The sequence below is a fragment of the Streptomyces sp. NPDC002092 genome, from assembly GCF_053593775.1.
The window spans coordinates 242340-262344 of sequence record NZ_JBSFDG010000005.1; the positions used below are offsets into that span (position 1 = coordinate 242340).

At 70.0% G+C, this 20005-nt stretch carries 16 protein-coding genes; 12 read left to right on the forward strand and 4 right to left on the reverse strand.

Translation table 11 applies throughout. The features are described 5' to 3' along the window. Positions 1-65: 65 nt before the first annotated feature. Positions 66-1526, reverse strand: coding sequence for a sodium:solute symporter (locus ACWCRD_RS13665; RefSeq protein ID WP_450966037.1), 1461 nt, complete (start codon positions 1524-1526; stop codon positions 66-68). Between the two features lie 122 nt (positions 1527-1648). Here ACWCRD_RS13665 and ACWCRD_RS13670 point away from each other — a divergent pair, with 122 nt between their 5' ends. Then, entirely contained in the window at positions 1649-3121 is a 1473-nt protein-coding gene (locus ACWCRD_RS13670) for a PucR family transcriptional regulator ligand-binding domain-containing protein (protein ID WP_450966038.1), read from the forward strand. Positions 3122-3240: 119 nt separating this feature from the next. Next, positions 3241-4029, forward strand: a complete 789-nt coding sequence (locus ACWCRD_RS13675) for a phosphatase (protein WP_450966039.1) — start codon at positions 3241-3243, stop codon at positions 4027-4029. A gap of 16 nt (positions 4030-4045) precedes the next feature. Here ACWCRD_RS13675 and tesB read toward each other — a convergent pair whose 3' ends face one another. The 3 genes from tesB to ACWCRD_RS13690 all read right to left on the reverse strand — a co-directional run bounded on the left by tesB (position 4046) and on the right by ACWCRD_RS13690 (position 6820). Continuing rightward, positions 4046-4912 (reverse strand): acyl-CoA thioesterase II, encoded by an 867-nt coding sequence (gene tesB, locus ACWCRD_RS13680; RefSeq protein WP_450966040.1) that lies wholly within the window; start codon positions 4910-4912, stop codon positions 4046-4048. 46 nt (positions 4913-4958) lie between these two features. Then, positions 4959-6116, reverse strand: coding sequence for an acyl-CoA dehydrogenase family protein (locus ACWCRD_RS13685; RefSeq protein ID WP_344402751.1), 1158 nt, complete (start codon positions 6114-6116; stop codon positions 4959-4961). 107 nt (positions 6117-6223) lie between these two features. Further along, a complete protein-coding gene (locus tag ACWCRD_RS13690; RefSeq protein WP_030944008.1) occupies positions 6224-6820 on the reverse strand; it encodes an SACE_7040 family transcriptional regulator in 597 nt (198 codons plus the stop codon). Between the two features lie 95 nt (positions 6821-6915). On the opposite strand from ACWCRD_RS13690, the gene ACWCRD_RS13695 reads away from it, so the two are divergent. From ACWCRD_RS13695 to ACWCRD_RS13740, 10 genes are all read left to right on the forward strand, one after another. Beyond that, entirely contained in the window at positions 6916-8532 is a 1617-nt protein-coding gene (locus ACWCRD_RS13695; RefSeq protein ID WP_450966041.1) for a carboxyl transferase domain-containing protein, read from the forward strand. A gap of 11 nt (positions 8533-8543) precedes the next feature. After that, entirely contained in the window at positions 8544-10547 is a 2004-nt protein-coding gene (locus ACWCRD_RS13700; RefSeq protein ID WP_450966042.1) for an acetyl/propionyl/methylcrotonyl-CoA carboxylase subunit alpha, read from the forward strand. Then, complete coding sequence (locus ACWCRD_RS13705) at positions 10544-11467, forward strand: hydroxymethylglutaryl-CoA lyase (RefSeq protein WP_450966043.1); 924 nt, start codon at positions 10544-10546, stop codon at positions 11465-11467. Before ACWCRD_RS13700 ends, ACWCRD_RS13705 begins: the two co-directional genes overlap by 4 nt. A gap of 8 nt (positions 11468-11475) precedes the next feature. Then, the gene (locus ACWCRD_RS13710; protein ID WP_450966044.1) at positions 11476-12636 is read left to right on the forward strand and encodes an acyl-CoA dehydrogenase family protein; all 1161 of its coding nucleotides are present in this window, start codon (positions 11476-11478) and stop codon (positions 12634-12636) included. Between the two features lie 119 nt (positions 12637-12755). Further along, entirely contained in the window at positions 12756-13802 is a 1047-nt protein-coding gene (locus ACWCRD_RS13715; protein WP_450966045.1) for an ABC transporter substrate-binding protein, read from the forward strand. 156 nt (positions 13803-13958) lie between these two features. Then, entirely contained in the window at positions 13959-14789 is an 831-nt protein-coding gene (locus ACWCRD_RS13720; RefSeq protein ID WP_450966046.1) for a siderophore-interacting protein, read from the forward strand. Between the two features lie 130 nt (positions 14790-14919). Continuing rightward, complete coding sequence (gene desA, locus ACWCRD_RS13725) at positions 14920-16386, forward strand: lysine decarboxylase DesA (protein WP_450966047.1); 1467 nt, start codon at positions 14920-14922, stop codon at positions 16384-16386. Further along, positions 16370-17653: a lysine N(6)-hydroxylase/L-ornithine N(5)-oxygenase family protein gene (locus tag ACWCRD_RS13730; RefSeq protein WP_450966048.1), complete on the forward strand. Its 1284-nt coding sequence runs from the start codon at positions 16370-16372 to the stop codon at positions 17651-17653. The genes desA and ACWCRD_RS13730 overlap by 17 nt, the downstream gene beginning before the upstream one ends. Further along, positions 17650-18189, forward strand: coding sequence for a GNAT family N-acetyltransferase (locus ACWCRD_RS13735; protein WP_450966049.1), 540 nt, complete (start codon positions 17650-17652; stop codon positions 18187-18189). The genes ACWCRD_RS13730 and ACWCRD_RS13735 overlap by 4 nt, the downstream gene beginning before the upstream one ends. Next, positions 18186-19961 (forward strand): IucA/IucC family protein, encoded by a 1776-nt coding sequence (locus ACWCRD_RS13740; protein ID WP_450966050.1) that lies wholly within the window; start codon positions 18186-18188, stop codon positions 19959-19961. Before ACWCRD_RS13735 ends, ACWCRD_RS13740 begins: the two co-directional genes overlap by 4 nt. Positions 19962-20005 lie beyond the last annotated feature (44 nt).

Genomic DNA, 20005 nt, shown 5'->3' on the forward strand with positions numbered 1-20005 from the left:
GGCTGATGCCTTCTTTCCTACGCTTCGTCGCGTATGGAGCGATAAGTGCTGATTCTCGTACGACTCTACTGGGGAGCCGGGACCGGTTCGGACGCGAGTTCGGAGGAGCGTCCTGCGAGGCGCTCGCGCCAGGTGGCGAGGACAACCTCGTCCGTGGGCTTCGTCCCCAGGGAGACCGCCACATATGCGACGAGGGACGACAGAAGGCCGTAGTAGACGGGCTCGTTGGCGAGGATGCCGAAGCCGGCCATCAGACCGATGACCGCGAGGCCGCCGACGATCACCGAGGCGAGGGCGCCCTGCACGGTGCCGCGCTTCCACAGCAGCCCGCCCAGGATGGGCACGAGGAGCCCGCCGACCAGCAGGTTGTACGCCACCGTCAGCGCCTCGACGACGTTGTCGATCGCGATCGCGGTGCCGATCACCGCGAGGCCCATGATCAGGATGAAGGCACGGTTGCCCTTCACCTCGTCGTGCTCGCCCTCGGACCTGCGTACGGCTCCCCGCAGCCGCGCCCAGATGTCGTTGTTGGCCACGGTCGCGCAGGCGATCAGCGCGCCGGACGAGGTCGACATCACGGCGGCCAGGGCGGCAGCGAGCACCAACCCCCTTACACCGACCGGGAGTTCGTCCTTGACGATGGTCGCGAAGGCGTCGTCCGGGCTGCCCAGCTTCGGGTACAGCACCTTGGCTGCCGTACCGATGACGGCGCCGGCGAGGGCGTACGCGAGACAGTAGGTGCCCGCGACCGTGCCGCCCCACTTCGCCGTCGTGTCGCTGCGGGCGGTGAAGACGCGCTGCCAGATGTCCTGCCCGATGAGCATGCCGAACGTATAGATCAGGACATAGGTGAAGATCGTCTCGCCGCCGATGCCCAGCGGGTCGAAGTACTCGGTGGGCAGCTTGGCCTTCATCTCGGAGAAGCCGCCGGCCTTGACGACCGCGATGGGCAGCAGGAGCAGCAGCACGCCGATCGTCTTGACCACGAACTGCACCATGTCGGTGAGCGTGATCGACCACATGCCGCCGAGCGTCGAGTAGGCGACGACGATCGAGCCGCCGAGGACGATCGCGACGGTGCGGTTCATGTCGAAGAGGACGTCGAAGATCGTGGCGTACGCGATGGTGGACGTCACCGCGAGCATGAGGGTGTACGCCCACATGACGACGCCCGAGATGACGCCCGCGCGGCCGCCGTACCTGAGGTCCAGCATCTCGGAGACGGTGTAGACCTTCAGGCGGGCGATGCGGGCGGAGAAGAAGACGGACAGGGCGAGCAGCCCGAGGCCGATGGTGAAGACCATCCAGGCGCCGGAGAGTCCGTACTGGTAGCCGAGGCCCACGCCGCCGATGGTGGACGCGCCGCCGAGGACGATCGCGGCCATGGTGCCGGAGTACATCACGGGCCCGAGGCGGCGCCCCGCGACCAGGAACTCGCTCTTCGACCTGGCGCGGCGCATGCCCCACCAGCCCATGGCCAGCGTTCCGGCCAGATAGACGGCGATCACTGTGTAGTCGATGGCCACGGGGCCCTCCTTCGCTCGGTCTCGCCGGCGGGTGATGAGCACTGACACTAGGTGGCTGAAAAGCGACTGCGAAGTGTACGTTTCATCCATTCGAGCCGTACGGGGTGGAGGGAGCGCACACCATGCCGGACCCCGCGGTTCCCGCCACGCCACCCACGCCACCCGTGCCCCTGACGGCACTCCTGGCCCGTGAGGACCTGGCCCTGCGGCAGATCGCCGGGCCGGCCGATCCCGGCATCGTCATCCACTGGGCGCACACCTCGGAGATGGCCGACCCGTACCCGTATCTGCTGGGCGGGGAGCTGCTGCTGACGGCGGGGGTCCATGTCCCGGAGGCCGCCGGTTCCGGCACGTACTTCGACGACTACGTGGCGAGGATCGTCGCGGCGGGCGGCGCGGCCCTCGGCTTCGGTCTGGCTCCCGTGCACGACTCGGTGCCGCGCGCCCTGGTGGCCGCGTGCGACGCGCACGGGCTGCCGCTCGTCGAGGTCCCCGAGCAGACCACGTTCTCCGGCATCGCCCGCGCCGTCTGGCAGCTGATGGCCCAGGCCCGCCTCGCCGAACTGCGCCGGGTGACGGAGGCCCAGCAGAGCCTCGCGGCGGCGGCCTCCCGCCCGGACCCGGTGCCGTCGGTGCTGCGGCAGCTGGCCCAGCGGGTGGGCGGCAGGGCGGTGCTGTACGGGCCGGAGGGCGCGGAGATCGCCTCCGCGGGGCGCCCGACGGAGACCGGTGTCCGGGAGGCGCTGTCCCGACTCGCGCAGGTGGTACGCCCCTCCGGTCCGGGGACGCCCACCTCCGCCACGGACACGGCCGTCGGCACCCACCTCGCCGCCTACGCCCTCGGCGCCGGGCAGGGCTTCGTGCTCGGGGTGGCCGCCCCGCAGCGCGATCCGGGCGACCACACCATCGCCTCCGTCGCCGCCGTCCTGCTCTCGCTGCTCACCGGCGAGCACCAGAGCGGTACGGGTGCGGCGCGGTCGTCCGCGCTGGTACGGCTGCTGCTGGGGACGCCGCCGGCCGAGGTGGCCGCCCTCCTCGGGCCCGGCCCCTGGCTCGTGGTGCACGCCCGGCCGGACGCCCAGGCGCCCGACCCGGTGGCCGCCTCGGCGCTGGGCGCGGCCCTCGGCTCGCCGCTGGTCGACCTGGCGGACGAGGTCGTACGGGTCCTGGTGCCCGCCGACCGCGAGCCGGCCGCACAGCCGGGCTGGACGCTGGGCGTCAGCGCCGCCTCGGCCCCGGCCGGGTGGCCCTCCGCCGACACCCAGGCCGCCCGCGCGCTGGCCCGCGCCCGCGCCACCCGCGCGGCCCTGGTCCGGCACGGTGACCGGGCGGGACTCGCGGACCTGGTGCCGTCCGAGGAGGCCGCGGCGCACGCCCGTACGCTCCTCGCCCCGATCGCGGGCAACCCCGCGCTGACCGAGACCCTGCGCACCTGGCTCTCCCTGCACGGCAGTTGGGACCGCACGGCCGTCGCCCTGTCCGTGCACCGCAACACGGTCCGCCAGCGCATCGCCCGCTGCGCCGCCCTCCTCGACACGGACCTCGACGACCCGGACGTACGCATGGAGTTGTGGTTCGCGCTGCGGCAGCAATGAACGCAGCAATGGACACTGCGGCAATAGGTACGCAGGCCCATGTGGCTGAGTACGTGACGCGCGTCCCAGCGCGCCGGACGCCAGGGAATCGCACAGTCGGCTGCCTCACAATGGGATTCATGCCGATACCCGGGACACCCAGCCGCGCCGAGCTCCTCGAGCACCTCGTGAAGACCCGCATCGCGGGCGATGTCGCCACCCCGCGCGAGAACAACCTCTCCCACTACCGACAGCTCGCGAACGGCGTCCGCAACTACTGGCTCGGACTGGAACTCGGCGACCGGTGGACCGACGAGCAGGACGTGCTCGCGGTGATGGCGGAGCGGGTGGGTGTGAACGACGACCCCGAGTACCGGTACGGCCAGGACACCATCGACCCCGAGCTGACGGTGGGCGGTCTGGAGCGGATGGCGGCCCGGCTGCGCAAGGCGGCCGAGGGGCGGCAGCGGGTGCTGTTCGCGACCGGCCACCCGGGCGGCCTGCTCGACGTGCACCGCGCCACGGCCGCCGCACTGCGCCAGGCCGGCTGCGAGATCGTGGTGATCCCGGAGGGGCTGCAGACCGACGAGGGGTATGTGTGGCAGCTCGCGGACGTTGCGGTCCTGGAGCACGGCGCCACCCTGTGGCACACGCACTCCGGTGAGCCGATGAAGGCCATCCTCACGGCGCTCGAGGAGGAGGGCCGCCCGCTGCCGGACCTGGTGGTCGCCGACCACGGCTGGGCGGGCTACGCCGGCCAGCACGGCGTCGACTCCGTCGGCTACGCCGACTGCAACGACCCGGCGCTCTTCCTCGCCGAGGCCGAGGGCACCGTACAGGTGACGGTCCCGCTCGACGACCATGTGCCGAGCCCGCGCCACTACGACCCGATGACGGCGTATCTGCTGGCGGAGGCGGGCCTGTCCTGACGGCGTGGGGGTCCCGTCAGCGCGGGACCCGGACCAGCCCTTCCTGGATCACCGAGATGGCCAGCTGCCCGTCCTGCGTGTAGATCCGCGCCTGGCCGAGCCCGCGGCCGCCGTGGGCGGTCGGCGACTCCTGGTCGTAGAGCAGCCATTCGTCGGCGCGGAAGGGCCGGTGGAACCACATGGCGTGGTCGAGCGAGGCTCCGACGACGTCGCCGACGGCCCAGCCGCCCCGGCCGTGCGCGAGCAGCACCGAGTCGAGCAGGGTCATGTCGGAGACATAGGTGGCGAGGACGACGTGCAGCAGCGGGTCGTCGTCGAGCTTGCCGTTGGTGCGGAACCACACCTGGGAGTGCGGCTCGCGCGGCTCGCCGAACTTCCCGTACGGCGGCTCCTCGACGTAGCGCAGATCGACGGCCTCGCGGGCCTCCAGGAACTTCTCCACCACCGCGGGGTCGAGGTGGTCGTAGCCGCGCAGCCGCTCGTGGGAGGTGGGCAGCGTGGCCGGGTCGGGCGCCGCCGGCATCGGCGTCTGGTGGTCGAGGCCGTCCTCGTCGGTCTGGAAGGAGGCCGACAGATGGAAGATCGGCTTGCCGTGCTGGACGGCGACCACCCGGCGGGTGGTGAAGGACCGGCCGTCACGGATGCGGTCGACCTGGTAGACGATCGGCGCGCCCGGGTCGCCCGGCCGCAGGAAGTACGCGTGCAGCGAGTGGGCGTACCGGTCCGCGGGGACCGTACGCCCCGCGGCGACCAGCGCCTGGGCCGCGACCTGTCCGCCGAAGACGCGCGGGACGACGGCGGACCGGGACTGGCCGCGGAAGATGTTCTCCTCGATCTGCTCCAGGTCGAGCAGATCGAGGAGACCCTGTAGTGCCTGGCTCATGGCAGACAGTTGTACCCGCCAGTGATTTCTTGAGGTTTCCCGGGCCTTACAGACCCATGTCCTTGGCGATGATCGTCTTCATGATCTCGCTGGTGCCGCCGTAGATGCGGTTGACGCGGTTGTCCGCGTACAGGCGGGCGATCGGGTACTCGTTCATGAAGCCGTAGCCGCCGTGCAGCTGGAGGCAGCGGTCGATGACGCGGTGGGCGACCTCGGTGCAGAACAGCTTGGCGGAGGCGGCCTCGGCGGGCGTCAGCTCACCGGCGTCGAGGGCCTCAAGGGCGCGGTCGGCGACGGCCTCGGCGGCGTCCACCTCGGCCTGGCAGGCGGCCAGCTCGAACTTGGTGTTCTGGAAGGCGGCGACGGGCTTGCCGAAGACGGTGCGCTCCTGGACGTACTCCTTGGCGAACCGCACGGCGGCCTTGGCCTGCGCGTAGGCGCCGAAGGCGATGCCCCAGCGCTCCGAGGCGAGGTTGTGGCCCAGGTAGTAGAAGCCCTTGTTCTCCTCGCCGAGCAGGTCCTCGACGGGCACCTTGACGTCGACGAACGCCAGCTCGGCGGTGTCGGAGGTCTTCAGGCCCAGCTTGTCGAGCTTGCGGCCTATCGAGTAGCCCTCGGACTTGGTGTCCACGGCGAACAGGGAGATGCCGAAGCGGCGGTCCTCGGCGGTGGGCGCGGAGGTGCGGGCGCAGACGATCACACGGTCGGCATGGACGCCGCCGGTGATGAAGGTCTTGGCGCCGTTGAGGACGTAGTGCGTGCCGTCCTCGGAGAGCTTGGCGGTGGTCTTCATGCCCGCGAGGTCGGAGCCGGTGCCCGGCTCGGTCATCGCGAGGGCCCACATCTCCTCGCCGGAGACGAACTTCGGCAGGAAGCGCTTCTTCTGCTCGTCGGTGGCGAGCATCTTGATGTACGGCAGGCCGAGCAGCACGTGCACACCGGAGCCGCCGAACTGCACGCCCGCGCGCGCGGTCTCCTCGTACATCACGGCCTCGAACTTGTACGAGTCGATGCCGGCGCCGCCGTACTCCTCGTCCACGCGGATGCCGAAGATCCCCAGCTCGGCGAGCTTGTAGTAGAAGTCGCGCGGCGCCTGGCCGGCGGCGAACCACTCGTCGTAGACCGGGACGACCTCGGCCTCGATGAAGGCGCGCAGGGTCTCCCGGAACGCCTCGTGGTCCTCGTTGAACACCGTACGGCGCACCGCCGCCACCTCCACCTGGTCCTTGGGTCCATGTCTAAGCGCTTGCTCAGAACACCAAGGTACCGGCGGGTAAGGAGGGGCGTCCAGAGGTGATCCCGTAACGCTCGTCACTCCGCGGCGGCCGCAGCGAAGGCGCCCCGTGCCATCCGGTGCAGCAGCTCCGCCGTCGCCCCGCGGCCCGGCAGCGAGCCGGGGCGGCCCAGGTGCGGGGTCGAGTTCAGGAGACCGAAGACCGAGTGCACGGCGGAGCGGGCGGCGGGTTCCGCGATACCCGGGTAGACCTCGCGCAGCACCTCCACCCACAGCTCGACGTACTGCCGCTGCAGCTGCCGTACGAGCTTGCGGTCGCTGTCCCGGAGGCGGTCCAGCTCGCGGTCGTGCAGGGTGATCAGGGGGCGGTCGTCGAGCGCGAAGTCGATGTGCCCTTCGATGAGCGAGTCGAGGACCGCGTCCGCGGGACCCCCGTCCGCCTCCGCCAGGCGCCGCTTGGCACCGGTCAGCAGCTGGCCGCTGATGCCCACCAGCAGCTCGGCGAGCATCGCGTCCTTGCCCGCGAAATGGCGGTAGAGGCCGGGGCCGCTGATGCCTACGGCGGCACCTATCTCGTCCACTCCGACCCCGTGGAAACCGCGCTCGGCGAACAGCCGCGCGGCCTCCTTGAGGATCTGCTCGCGGCGGGTGGGGGCGTCGGTTCTGGTGGCCATGAAGGTAATTCTAGACAGGGAGGTTAGCGGTCGTTAACCTGAAGGAAATGGTTAACGCTCATTAACAGTCGACCACTGGGTGAGGGGACCGCAGGATGCACGAGGCACCGGAGCTGACGAGCGCGGCCGACCCCGCGTCGGAGGCCTGGCGGGCCAACGAGGCGGCGCACCGGGCGCTCGTCGAGGAGCTGCGCGGCAAGCTGGCCGCCGCGCGGCTCGGCGGCGGCGAGAAGGCGCGGGCCAGGCACACCGCGCGCGGGAAGCTGCTGCCGAGGGACCGGGTGGACACGCTGCTCGACCCGGGCTCACCCTTCCTGGAGCTGGCGCCGCTGGCCGCCGACGGGATGTACGACGGGGCCGCACCCGCCGCCGGGGTCATCGCGGGCATCGGACGGGTCAGCGGGCGCGAGTGCGTGGTCGTCGCCAACGACGCCACCGTCAAGGGCGGCACGTACTACCCGATGACGGTGAAGAAGCATCTGCGCGCCCAGGAGGTGGCCCTGGAGAACCGCCTGCCGTGCATCTACCTGGTCGACTCCGGGGGTGCCTTCCTGCCCATGCAGGACGAGGTCTTCCCGGACCGTGAGCACTTCGGGCGGATCTTCTACAACCAGGCGCGGATGTCCGGGGCGGGGATTCCGCAGATCGCCGCCGTCCTCGGGTCGTGCACGGCCGGCGGCGCGTATGTCCCGGCGATGAGCGACGAGGCGGTCATCGTCCGCAACCAGGGGACCATCTTCCTGGGCGGCCCGCCCCTGGTGAAGGCCGCCACCGGTGAAGTGGTGACCGCAGAGGAGCTGGGCGGCGGCGAGGTGCACTCCAGGGTCTCCGGCGTGACGGACCACCTGGCGGAGGACGACGCGCACGCACTCAGGATCGTGCGGACCATCGCCGCCACGCTCCCCGCGCGCGGGCCGCTGCCCTGGGAGGTCACGGCGGCCGCGGAGCCCAAGGTGGACCCGTACGGCCTCTACGGCGCGGTGCCGGTCGATCCCCGCACTCCGTACGACGTCCGGGAGATCATCGCGCGCGTGGTCGACGGCTCCCGTTTCGCCGAGTTCAAGGCGGAGTTCGGGCAGACCCTGGTCACCGGCTTCGCGCGGATCCACGGCCATCCGGTCGGGATCGTCGCCAACAACGGCATCCTGTTCTCCGAGTCCGCCCAGAAGGGCGCCCACTTCATCGAGCTGTGCGACCAGCGCGGCATCCCGCTGGTGTTCCTGCAGAACATCTCCGGCTTCATGGTCGGCAAGGACTACGAGGCGGGTGGCATCGCCAAGCACGGCGCCAAGATGGTGACGGCCGTGGCCTGCACGCGCGTGCCGAAGCTGACGGTCGTGGTCGGCGGCTCGTACGGCGCGGGCAACTACTCGATGTGCGGCCGGGCCTACTCCCCCCGCTTCCTGTGGATGTGGCCCGGCGCCAAGATCTCCGTCATGGGCGGCGAGCAGGCCGCCTCCGTCCTCGCCACCGTCAAGCGGGACCAGCTGGAGGCGCGGGGCGAGGACTGGCCGACGGAGGACGAGGAAGCCTTCAAGGCGCCGATCCGGCAGCAGTACGAGCGCCAGGGCAACGCCTACTACGCCACCGCCCGGCTCTGGGACGACGGCGTGATCGACCCGCTGGAGACCCGCCAGGTGCTGGGTCTCGCGCTGACCGCCTGTGCCAACGCGCCGCTGGGCGAGCCCCAGTTCGGCGTCTTCCGGATGTGAGGAGGGGACCCATGTTCGACACAGTGCTCGTGGCCAACCGGGGCGAGATCGCCGTCCGCGTGATCCGTACGCTCCGCTCGCTGGGCGTGCGCTCGGTGGCCGTCTTCTCCGACGCCGACGCCGACGCACGGCATGTCCGGGAGGCCGATACGGCGGTACGGATCGGTCCGGCGCCCGCGGCCGAGAGCTACCTCTCGGTTGAGCGACTGCTGGAGGCCGCCGCCCGCACCGGCGCCCAGGCCGTCCACCCCGGATACGGCTTCCTCGCGGAGAACGCCGGCTTCGCGCGCGCGTGCGCCGACGCGGGGCTGGTCTTCATCGGGCCGCCCGCGGAGGCCATCGCCCTCATGGGCGACAAGATCCGGGCCAAGGAGACGGTGCAGGCGGCCGGAGTGCCGGTCGTGCCCGGCTCCAGCGGCAGCGGGCTCTCCGACGCCGAACTCGCGGGGGCCGCCCGGGAGATCGGGATGCCGGTGCTGCTGAAGCCGTCGGCCGGCGGTGGCGGCAAGGGCATGCGGCTGGTGCGGGACGCGGAGCAGCTGGCGGACGAGATCGCCGCCGCCCGCCGCGAGGCCCGCGCCTCCTTCGGCGACGACACGCTCCTCGTCGAGCGGTGGGTGGACCGGCCCCGGCACATCGAGATCCAGGTCCTGGCGGACGGCCACGGGAACGTGGTGCACCTGGGCGAGCGCGAGTGCTCGCTGCAACGCCGGCACCAGAAGATCATCGAGGAGGCGCCCAGTGTGCTCCTCGACGAGGAGACTCGGGCCGCGATGGGCGAGGCTGCGGTCCAGGCGGCCCGCTCGTGCGGGTACCGGGGCGCGGGCACGGTGGAGTTCATCGTGCCGGGCGGTGACCCTTCCTCGTACTACTTCATGGAGATGAACACCCGGCTCCAGGTGGAGCACCCGGTCACCGAGCTGATCACAGGCCTCGACCTGGTGGAGTGGCAGCTGCGGGTGGCGGCGGGCGAGCAACTGCCCTACAAGCAGGGCGACATCACACTGACCGGGCACGCGATCGAGGCCCGCGTGTGTGCCGAGACTGTGTCTATCAAAGAGGGCGCGCGGGGGTTCCTGCCGTCCGGTGGCACGGTGCTGCGGCTGCGCGAGCCGCAGGGCGACGGCATCCGCACCGACTCCGGGCTCAGCGAGGGCACGGAGGTCGGTTCGCTGTACGACCCGATGCTTTCCAAGGTGATCGCGTACGGGCCGGACCGGGAGACGGCGATCCGCAAGCTGCGGACCGCACTCGCGGAGACGGTGACGCTCGGCGTGCAGACCAACGCCGGGTTCCTGCGGCGGCTGCTGGCCCATCCGTCCGTCGTCGCAGGCGAGTTGGACACCGGCCTGGTGGAGCGGGAGGTGGACGGCCTCGTCACCACGGACGTACCGGAGGAGGTGTACGAGGCGGCGGCGGCCGTACGGCTGCAAGCCCTGGAGCCCCGCGGGGAAGGCTGGACCGACCCGTTCTCCGTGCCGAGCGGCTGGCGACTGGGCGGGACGCCGAAGCCCGTCGGCTTCCACCTGCGGGTGCAGGAGCCCGTGGAGTACGTGCCGCGCGGCAACCACGCCTTCACCGACGACACCGTCTCCGTCACCCTCGACGGCGTCCGGCACACCTTCCACCGCGCCGCCGACTGGATCGGCCGCGACGGCGACGCCTGGCATGTGCGCGACCACGACCCGGTGGCCGCCTCCCTCACGGGCGCGCGGCATGCGGGCGCCGACTCGCTGACCGCGCCCATGCCCGGCACGGTCACGGTGGTGAAGGTCGCCGTCGGTGACGAGGTGAGTGCCGGACAGAGCCTGCTCGTCGTCGAGGCGATGAAGATGGAGCACGTCATCTCCGCCCCGCACGCCGGCACGGTCGCCGAACTGGACGTCACGCCGGGCACGACGGTCGCCATGGACCAGGTGCTCGCGGTCATCACGCCGGTCGAGAACTCGGCAGAGAACTCGGCAGAGAACTCGGCAGAGAACTCGGCGGAGAACTCGGCGGAGGAGGAGAAATGACGCTGCCCATGGCCGTACCGGCTCCCGGTCTGCCGGCCCGCGTCCGCATCCACGAGGTCGGCGCGCGTGACGGCCTGCAGAACGAGAAGTCGACGGTGCCGACGGGGGTGAAGGCGGAGTTCGTCCGCCGCCTGGCCGACGCGGGGCTCACCACGATCGAGGCGACGAGCTTCGTCCACCCCAAGTGGGTGCCCCAACTCGCCGACGCCGAGCAGCTGTTCCCACGGATCAGCGATCTCCCGGTGGACCTCCCGGTGCTCGTCCCGAACGAGCGCGGCCTGGATCGCGCCCTGGCGCTCGGCGCCGGCCGCGTCGCGGTGTTCGCCAGCGCCACCGAGTCCTTCGCCAAGGCCAACCTCAACCGCACGGTGGACGAGGCCCTGGCCATGTTCGAGCCGGTGGTGGCCCGCGCCAAGTCCCAGCAGGTCCATGTCCGCGGCTACCTCTCCATGTGCTTCGGCGACCCCTGGGAGGGGGCGGTCCCGATCCCCCAGGTGGTCCGGGTCTGCAGGGCCCTGCTGGACATGGGCTGCGACGAACTGAGCCTGGGCGACACGATCGGGGTCGCGACGCCGGGCCACGTCCGCGCCCTGCTGACCGACCTGGACGTCCCCGTCGAGAAGGTGGGCGTCCACTTCCACGACACCTACGGCCAGGCCCTCGCCAACACCCTGGCCGCCCTCCAGTACGGCGTCACCACGGTCGACGCCTCCGCCGGCGGACTCGGCGGCTGCCCGTACGCCAAGTCCGCCACCGGCAATCTCGCCACCGAAGACCTCGTGTGGATGCTTCAGGGTCTCGGCATCGACACCGGAGTCGATCTCGGCCGCCTCGTCGCCACCAGCGTGTGGATGGCCGAACAACTGGGCCGACCCAGCCCGTCCCGCACCGTCCGAGCCCTCTCCCACCAGGAGCAGTGATCACAGCCATGGACTACCGACTCTCACCCGAGCTGGAGGAACTCCGCCGCACCGTCGAGGAGTTCGCACACGACGTCGTGGCGCCCAAGATCGGCGAGTTCTACGAGCACCACGAGTTCCCCTACGAGATCGTCCGCGAGATGGGCCGCATGGGCCTGTTCGGACTGCCGTTCCCCGAGGAGTACGGCGGCATGGGCGGCGACTATCTGGCGCTGGGCGTGGCACTGGAGGAGCTGGCCCGCGTGGACTCGTCCGTGGCCATCACCCTGGAGGCCGGTGTCTCGCTGGGCGCGATGCCGATCCATCTCTTCGGCACCGAGGCACAGAAGCAGGAGTGGCTGCCCCGCCTGTGCTCGGGCGAGATCCTCGGCGCCTTCGGTCTCACGGAGCCGGACGGCGGAAGCGACGCCGGAGCCACCCGTACGACGGCCCGGCTGGACGAGGAGACGGACGAGTGGGTGATCAACGGCACCAAGTGCTTCATCACCAACTCGGGTACGGACATCACGGGCCTGGTCACGGTGACGGCGGTGACCGGTCGCAAGCCGGACGGCAAACCGCTGATCTCCTCGATCATCGTCCCGTCCGGCACCCCGGGCTTCACGGTGGCGGCTCCGTACTCGAAGGTCGGCTGGAACGCCTCGGACACCCGTGAGCTGCACTTCTCCGACGTCCGTGTCCCGGCGGCCAACCTGCTGGGCGAGAACGGCCGCGGCTACGCCCAGTTCCTGCGCATCCTCGACGAGGGCCGGATCGCCATCGCCGCGCTCGCGACCGGGCTCGCCCAGGGCTGCGTGGACGAGTCCGTGAAATACGCGAAGGAGCGCCAGGCCTTCGGCCGTCCCATCGGCGCCAACCAGGCCATTCAGTTCAAGATCGCCGACATGGAGATGAAGGCCCACACCGCCCGCCTCGCCTGGCGCGACGCGGCGGCCCGGCTGGTGAGCGGCGCCCCCTTCAAGAAGGAGGCCGCGCTCGCCAAGCTCCACTCCTCCACCGTCGCCGTCGACAACGCGCGCGAGGCCACGCAGATCCACGGCGGCTACGGCTTCATGAACGAGTACCCGGTGGCCCGTATGTGGCGCGACTCCAAGATCCTGGAGATCGGCGAGGGCACCAGCGAGGTCCAACGGATGCTGATCGCAAGGGAGTTGGGACTGGCGGGCTGACGGGTTCGGGGCCCGGAACGCCACACACCTCCGGACGTAGAGTTAGGTTAGGCTAACCTGCATTCGCAGTCGTCCGGCGGGCGTTCCGCCCCATTCCCGTGTTCGAAAGCAGCCACAGCATGTCCAACGCCAGAGCCATCCATCCGACCCGACGCGGCATCCTCGCCGCGGGCGGCGCCCTCGGCCTCGGGGCCGTGCTCGCGGCCTGCGGCGACGACGACGCGAAAGGCGGCGCCTCCGGCAACGGGACGACCGCCGCCAAGTCCGGCCCCTGGTCCTTCAAGGACGACCGCGGCACGACCGTGAAGCTCGACCAAGTGCCCGCGAACATCGTCGCGTTCACGGGTGTCGCCGCCGCGCTCTTCGACTACGGCATCAGCGTCAAGGGCGTCTTCGGCCCCACCAGGACCGCGGACGGCAAGCCCGACGTCCAGGCCGGCGACATGGACATCAGCAAGGTCACGATCCTCGGCAACGTCTGGGACCAGTTCAACGTCGAGAAGTACGCGGCCCTCGCGCCCGACCTGCTCATCTCCACGATGTTCGACGACGCCGGCACCCTCTGGTACGTCCCCGAGGCCTCCAAGGACAAGATCGCCAAGCTGGCTCCCAGCGTCGGCATCTCCGTCTACGACCGCCAACTGACCGAGCCGCTGCAGCGCATGTGGGCGCTCGCGGAGTCGCTCGGCGCGGACATGAAGGCGGCCAAGGTCACCGAGGCGAAGAAGAAGTTCGAGGCGGCCGCAGCCCGGCTGCGCAAGGCCGCGAAGGCCAGGCCCGACATCAAGGTGCTGGCCGGTTCCGCGAGCGACGCGCTCTTCTACGTCTCCGGCACGAACCTCTCGATCGACCTGGAGTACTTCAAGGCGCTCGGCGTGAACTTCGTCGAGCCGCCGGAGCAGGCAAAGGCCAAGGGGGGTGGCTGGTTCGAGTCGCTGAGCTGGGAGAACGTCGACAAGTACAAGGCCGACGTCATCATGATGGACGACCGGTCGTCGACCATCCAGCCGGGTGACATCACCAAGGCCACCTGGAAGAAGCTGCCGGCGGTCAAGGCGGGGCAGGTCATCTCCCGGTCGCCCGAGCCGATCCTGTCCTACGACAAGTGCGTGCCGCTTCTCACGAACCTCGCCGAGGCGCTGGAGAAGGCGAAGAAGGTCAGCTAGGCGCTCCGCTGTAGGCCCACCACACCGTGATGAACTGCGGGTCCCACGTGGCTGGTCGCGCCCCGCGGCGGAGCCGCATTTCGATGCAGCCCCGCGCCCCTCAGGCCTGGTGCGCCTCCGCCCCGCTTACAACCTGACGGCAACTCAGGAGCACATATGACCACCGCCGTAGCCGCCCCCTTCCGGTTCTTTTCCCTTCAGGTCGCGCGGACGAGGAGGCTCGGCCGGTCCTTGGTCCGGGTGACCTTCGCCGGGGAGGACTTGAAGCACTTCGCCTCCGACGGGCGGGATCAGTCCCTGTCCCTCTTCCTGCCGCATCGCGGGCAGAGCGAGCCCGCCGTGCCGTACGAGCTCGGTGACGGCTGGTGGCAGGCCTGGCGTGAACTGCCCGACGGGATACGGGCCGTCATGCGGTCATACACACTCCGGAGCCTGCGGCACGACCCCGACGAGATCGACATCGACTTCGTGCTGCACACCCCGGCCGGGCCCGCCTCCGTCTGGGCCGGGCGGGCCGCCGCCGGTGATCGTGTCGTGGTGCTCGGGCCCGCGGTCGCGGACAACCGGGCGATCCGTTTCCGGCCGCCCGCGGACACCGATCTGATGCTGATCTGGGGGGACGAGACCGCCCTTCCGGCCGTGTCGGCGATCCTCGAGTCGCTGCCGGCCTGCGTCCGCGCCCGGGTCTGGCTGGAGGTGCACGACGCGGGGGACATCCAGGACCTGGTGACCGCGGCCGACGCCGAGATCACCTGGTTGGTCCGGGACACAGGCGTCGAGGGGTCCCCCATGGCCCTCGACGTCCTGCGTTCCGACCGGCTGCCGCCCGCCGAGCATCCGTACGCCTGGATCGCGGGCGAGAGCGGAAGCGTGAAGCAGCTGCGGCGGCACCTCGTCCAGGAGCGCGGGATCGACCGGCGGCGGGTCACCTTCGTCGGCTACTGGCGGCGGGGCCTGAGCGAGGAGCAGTTGCGCGAACAGGGGTGACGGCGGTCACGGGAGGGGCGGGATCAAACCCAAGATACTTAGGTTAGGCTAACCTAAGTTAATCGAAGCCGGGCCGGCAGCTTCGCCCCTCACCCCACCCGCACGGACCGTCCCCACCGGAGGACCCCCAATGCGCTCGCACCTGCTCAATGACCTGACCGCGGAGCACTACCGCCGCTCCGTGACCGAAGGAGTCGAGCGGGTGGCGGCCAAACTCGCCACCACCGACCGTCCGTTCACCGGTGTCACCGTCGACGCCCTCGCGCCCCGGATCGACGCCATCGACCTCGACCGGCCGCTGGGCGACACCGGCGCGGTCCTGGACGAGCTGGAGGACCTCTACCTCCGTGACGCGATCTACTTCCACCACCCCCGCTACCTCGCCCACCTCAACTGTCCGGTGGTCATCCCGGCGGTGCTCGGCGAGGCCGTCCTGTCCGCCGTCAACTCCTCCCTGGACACCTGGGACCAGTCGGCCGGCGGCACCCTGATCGAGCGCAGGCTCATCGACTGGACGACCGCCCGTATCGGTTTCGGCCCCGCCGCGGACGGTGTGTTCACCTCGGGTGGCACCCAGTCCAACTTGCAGGCGCTGCTGCTGGCCCGCGAGGAAGCCAAGCCAGGGCGGGCAGGGTGGGAAGAGGGGGCCACGCTTGCCAAACTGCGCGTCTTCGCCTCCGAGGTCGGCCACTTCAGCGTGAAGAAGTCCGCGAAACTGCTCGGCCTCGGCCAGGACGCGGTGGTCTCCGTTCCCGTCGACCACGACAAGCGGATGCAGACCGTCGCCCTCGCCCGTGAGCTGGAGCGCTGCAGGAGGGACGGCCTGGTCCCGATGGCCGTCGTCGCCACCGCGGGCACCACCGACTTCGGCTCCATCGACCCGCTGCCGGAGATCGCCGAGCTGTGCGAGCAGTTCGGCGCCTGGCTGCACGTGGATGCGGCGTACGGCTGCGGGCTGCTCGCCTCGCTCAGGTACCGGGACCGCATCGAGGGCATCGAGCGCGCCGACTCGGTCACCGTCGACTACCACAAGTCCTTCTTCCAGCCGGTGAGTTCGTCCGCCGTGCTGGTCCGGGACGCCTCGACCCTGCGCCACGCCACCTACCACGCGGAGTACCTGAACCCGCGCCGTATGGTCGCCGAGCGCATCCCCAACCAGGTCGACAAGTCCCTGCAGACCACCCGCCGCTTCGACGCCCTCAAGCTGTGGATGACGCTGCGCGTGATGGGCGCCGACGGCATCGGCGAACTCTTCGACGAGGTGTGCGAGCTGGCGCAGGAAGGCTGGCACCTCCTCGCCGCCGACCCCCGCTTCGACGTGGTCGTCCGGCCGTCCCTGTCCACCCTCGTCTTCCGCTACATCCCGGGCGCCGTCACCGATCCTGCCGAGATCGACCGCGCCAACCTGTACGCCCGAGGGGCCCTGTTCGCCTCCGGTGACGCGGTGGTCGCGGGCACCAAGGTGGGCGGCCGCCACTACCTGAAGTTCACCCTGCTCAACCCCGAGACGACGACCGACGACATCGCCGCCGTCCTGGACCTGATAGCCGGCCACGCCGAGCAGTACCTGGGAGAGTCCCTTGACCGCGCGTCCTGAAAACCCGACCGGAACCCATGACTTCGTCGGGATCGGGCTCGGCCCCTTCAACCTCGGCCTGGCCTGTCTGACCGAGCCGATCGCCGAGCTGGACGGTGTCTTCCTGGAGTCGAAGCCGGACTTCGAGTGGCACGCGGGCATGTTCCTGGACGGCGCCCATCTCCAGACCCCGTTCATGTCGGACCTGGTCACCCTCGCCGACCCCACCTCGCCGTACTCCTTCCTCAACTATCTGAAGGAGAAGGGCCGGCTGTACCCGTTCTACATCCGCGAGAACTTCTACCCGCTGCGCGTCGAGTACGACGACTACTGCCGCTGGGCCGCGAACAACCTGAGCAGCGTCCGCTTCAGCACGACGGTCACCGAGGTGACGTACGACGAAGAGGCAGAGAGCTACCTCGTACACACCGAGGGCGGAGACCTGTACCGCGCCCGCCACCTCGTCCTCGGCACGGGCACTCCGCCGCACATCCCCGAGTCCTGCCGGAACCTGGGCGGCGACTTCATCCACAACTCCCGCTATCTGCAGCACAAGGCGGAGCTGCAGCGCAAGGAGTCGATCACGCTGGTCGGCAGCGGCCAGTCCGCCGCCGAGATCTACTACGACCTGCTGAACGAGATCGACGTCCACGGCTACCGTCTGAACTGGGTCACCCGCTCCCCGCGCTTCTTCCCCCTCGAATACACCAAACTCACCCTCGAGATGACCTCCCCGGAGTACATCGACTACTACCGGGAGCTGCCGGAGGCCACCCGCTACCGGCTCACGGCCGAGCAGAAGGGCCTGTTCAAGGGCATCGACGGCGGTCTGATCAACGAGATCTTCGATCTGCTCTACCAGAAGAACCTCGGCGGCCCCGTGCCCACCCGTCTGCTCACCAACTCCTCGCTGAACAGCGCGCGTTACCTGGACGGCGCGTACACGCTCTCCTTCCGTCAGGAGGAGCAGGAGAAGGACTACGAGATCGAGTCCGAGGGGCTGATCCTGGCCACCGGCTACAAGTACGCCGAGCCGGAGTTCCTGAAGCCCGTACGCGACCGGCTGCTCTACGACGCGCACGGCAACTTCGACGTCGCCCGCAACTACTCCATCGACACCACCGGCCGGGGCGTCTTCCTGCAGAACGCCGGCGTGCACACCCACAGCATCACCAGCCCCGACCTGGGCATGGGCGCCTACCGCAACAGCTACATCATCCGCGAGCTGCTCGGCACCGAGTACTACCCGGTCGAGACGACCATCGCGTTCCAGGAGTTCACCGCATGAGCCCCACGGCCTTCACCTTCCGCCCCCTCGACCCGCTGACCGACGCCGAACTCCTGCACACCTGGGTCACCCACCCCAAGGCCGCGTTCTGGATGATGCAGGACGCGAAACCGGAGGACGTCGAGCGCGCCTACACGGAGATCGCGGCCGACGAGCACCATCACGCGCTGCTCGGGCTCGACAGGGACGGCGAACCCGCCTTCCTGATGGAGTACTACGACCCCGCCCACCGCGAACTGGTCGGCCTCTACGAGCCGCAGCCCGGCGACATCGGCATGCACTTCCTGACCCCCGCCACCGACACGCCCGTGCACGGCTTCACCCGGTCCGTGATCACCACCGTGATGGCGCGCCTCTTCGAGGACCCGGCGGTGCAGCGCGTCGTCGTCGAGCCGGACATCTCCAACACGGCCGTCCACGCCCTGAACGAGGCCGTCGGCTTCGTGCCCGGACGCGAGATCGAGAAGCCGGAGAAGAAGGCGCTGCTGAGCTTCTGCACGCGCGAGCAGTTCGAGAACGCGGTGGTGCCGGTATGACCCTCGCCGACACCGTGGCCCACCTCTCCCCCGAACGCTGGGAGCAGGCCAACCGCCTCCTGGTCCGCAAGGCCCTCGCCGAGTTCGCCCACGAGCGCCTGATCACGCCGGAAGCCACCGCCGAAAACGGGTACGTCGTCCGCAGCGACGACGGCCTGACCCGCTACCGCTTCACCGCCACACGCCACGCCCTCGACCACTGGCAGATCGACGCCGACTCGATCACCCGCCACCGCGACGGCACCGAACTCCCCCTCGCCGCCCTCGACTTCTTCATCGAGCTGAGGACAGCGCTGGGCCTGAGCGACGAGATCCTCCCCGTCTACCTGGAGGAGCTCTCCTCCACCCTCTCCGGCACCTGCTACAAGCTCACCAAGCCGCAGCTCCCGGCCGCCGAGCTGGCTCGGTCCGGCTTCCAGGCCATCGAGACCGGTATGACCGAGGGCCACCCCTGCTTCGTGGCCAACAACGGACGGCTCGGCTTCGGCATCCACGAGTACCTGTCGTACGCCCCCGAGACCGCAAGCCCGGTCCGTCTGGTGTGGCTGGCCGCGCACCGGTCACGCGCCGCGTTCACGGCGGGGGTCGGGATCGAGTACGAGTCCTTCCTGAGGGAGGAGCTCGGAAACGTAACGCTGAACCGTTTCCGTGTATCACTTTCCGAGCAGGGACTCGACCCGGACGACTACCTCCTCATCCCCGTCCACCCCTGGCAGTGGTGGAACAAGCTCACCGTCACCTTCGCCGCCGAGATCGCCCGCCGGCACCTGGTGTGCCTGGGCGAGGGGGACGACGAGTACCTGGCCCAGCAGTCCATCCGGACCTTCTTCAACAGCTCGCACCCCGAGAAGCACTATGTGAAGACGGCCCTGTCGGTCCTCAACATGGGCTTCATGCGCGGACTGTCGGCCGCCTACATGGAGGCCACCCCCGCCATCAACGACTGGCTGGCCCAGCTCATCGAGGGCGACCCGGTGCTGAAGTCCACCGGCCTGTCGATCATCCGCGAGCGGGCCGCCGTCGGCTACCGGCACCTGGAGTACGAGAAGGCCACGGACCGCTACTCGCCGTACCGCAAAATGCTCGCGGCCCTCTGGCGCGAGAGCCCGGTCCAGGGCCTCCGGGACGGAGAGTCGCTCGCCACCATGGCCTCCCTCCTCCACGTCGACCACGAGGGCGCGTCCTTCGCGGGCGCGCTGATCGAGCAGTCGGGCCTGGCACCGACCGAGTGGCTGCGGCACTACCTGCGGGCGTACTTCGTGCCGCTCCTGCACAGCTTCTACGCCTACGACCTGGTCTACATGCCGCACGGCGAGAACGTGATCCTGGTCCTGAAGGACGGGGTCGTGCAGCGCGCGATCTACAAGGACATCGCCGAGGAGATCGCCGTGATGGACCCGGACGCGGTGCTGCCGCCGACGGTGGAGCGGCTGCGCGTGGACGTCCCGGAGGACAAGAAACTCCTGTCGGTCTTCACGGACGTCTTCGACTGCTTCTTCCGCTTCCTCGCCGCGAACCTCGCCGCCGGGGGAATCCTGACGGAGGACGACTTCTGGCGGACGGTCGCGGAGGTCACCCGCGAGTACCAGGCGTCGGTGCCCGAACTCACCGAGAAGTTCGAGCGGTACGACATGTTCGCCCCGGAGTTCGCACTGTCCTGCCTCAACCGGCTCCAGCTGCGCAACAACAACCAGATGGTCGACCTGGCGGACCCGGCGGGCGCCCTCCAACTGGTCGGAACCCTCAAAAATCCCGTCTCGGGGTTCCTGTAGCGCCCTTAGGGGCGCGGGGAACTGCGCGACCAGCCCCCGCCGGC

Bases quoted from the DNA above. Each gene is read 5' to 3' on its own strand.
- ACWCRD_RS13675 (WP_450966039.1), top strand. From the start codon at position 3,241: ATGCCGATACCCGGGACACCCAGCCGCGCCGAGCTCCTCGAGCACCTC.
- ACWCRD_RS13700 (WP_450966042.1), top strand. From the start codon at position 8,544: ATGTTCGACACAGTGCTCGTGGCCAACCGGGGCGAGATCGCCGTCCGC.
- ACWCRD_RS13695 (WP_450966041.1), top strand. From the start codon at position 6,916: ATGCACGAGGCACCGGAGCTGACGAGCGCGGCCGACCCCGCGTCGGAG.
- ACWCRD_RS13720 (WP_450966046.1), top strand. From the start codon at position 13,959: ATGACCACCGCCGTAGCCGCCCCCTTCCGGTTCTTTTCCCTTCAGGTC.
- ACWCRD_RS13705 (WP_450966043.1), top strand. From the start codon at position 10,544: ATGACGCTGCCCATGGCCGTACCGGCTCCCGGTCTGCCGGCCCGCGTC.
- ACWCRD_RS13715 (WP_450966045.1), top strand. From the start codon at position 12,756: ATGTCCAACGCCAGAGCCATCCATCCGACCCGACGCGGCATCCTCGCC.
- ACWCRD_RS13670 (WP_450966038.1), top strand. From the start codon at position 1,649: ATGCCGGACCCCGCGGTTCCCGCCACGCCACCCACGCCACCCGTGCCC.
- desA (WP_450966047.1), top strand. From the start codon at position 14,920: ATGCGCTCGCACCTGCTCAATGACCTGACCGCGGAGCACTACCGCCGC.
- ACWCRD_RS13690 (WP_030944008.1), bottom strand. From the start codon at position 6,820: ATGGCCACCAGAACCGACGCCCCCACCCGCCGCGAGCAGATCCTCAAG.
- tesB (WP_450966040.1), bottom strand. From the start codon at position 4,912: ATGAGCCAGGCACTACAGGGTCTCCTCGATCTGCTCGACCTGGAGCAG.
- ACWCRD_RS13735 (WP_450966049.1), top strand. From the start codon at position 17,650: ATGAGCCCCACGGCCTTCACCTTCCGCCCCCTCGACCCGCTGACCGAC.
- ACWCRD_RS13740 (WP_450966050.1), top strand. From the start codon at position 18,186: ATGACCCTCGCCGACACCGTGGCCCACCTCTCCCCCGAACGCTGGGAG.
- ACWCRD_RS13710 (WP_450966044.1), top strand. From the start codon at position 11,476: ATGGACTACCGACTCTCACCCGAGCTGGAGGAACTCCGCCGCACCGTC.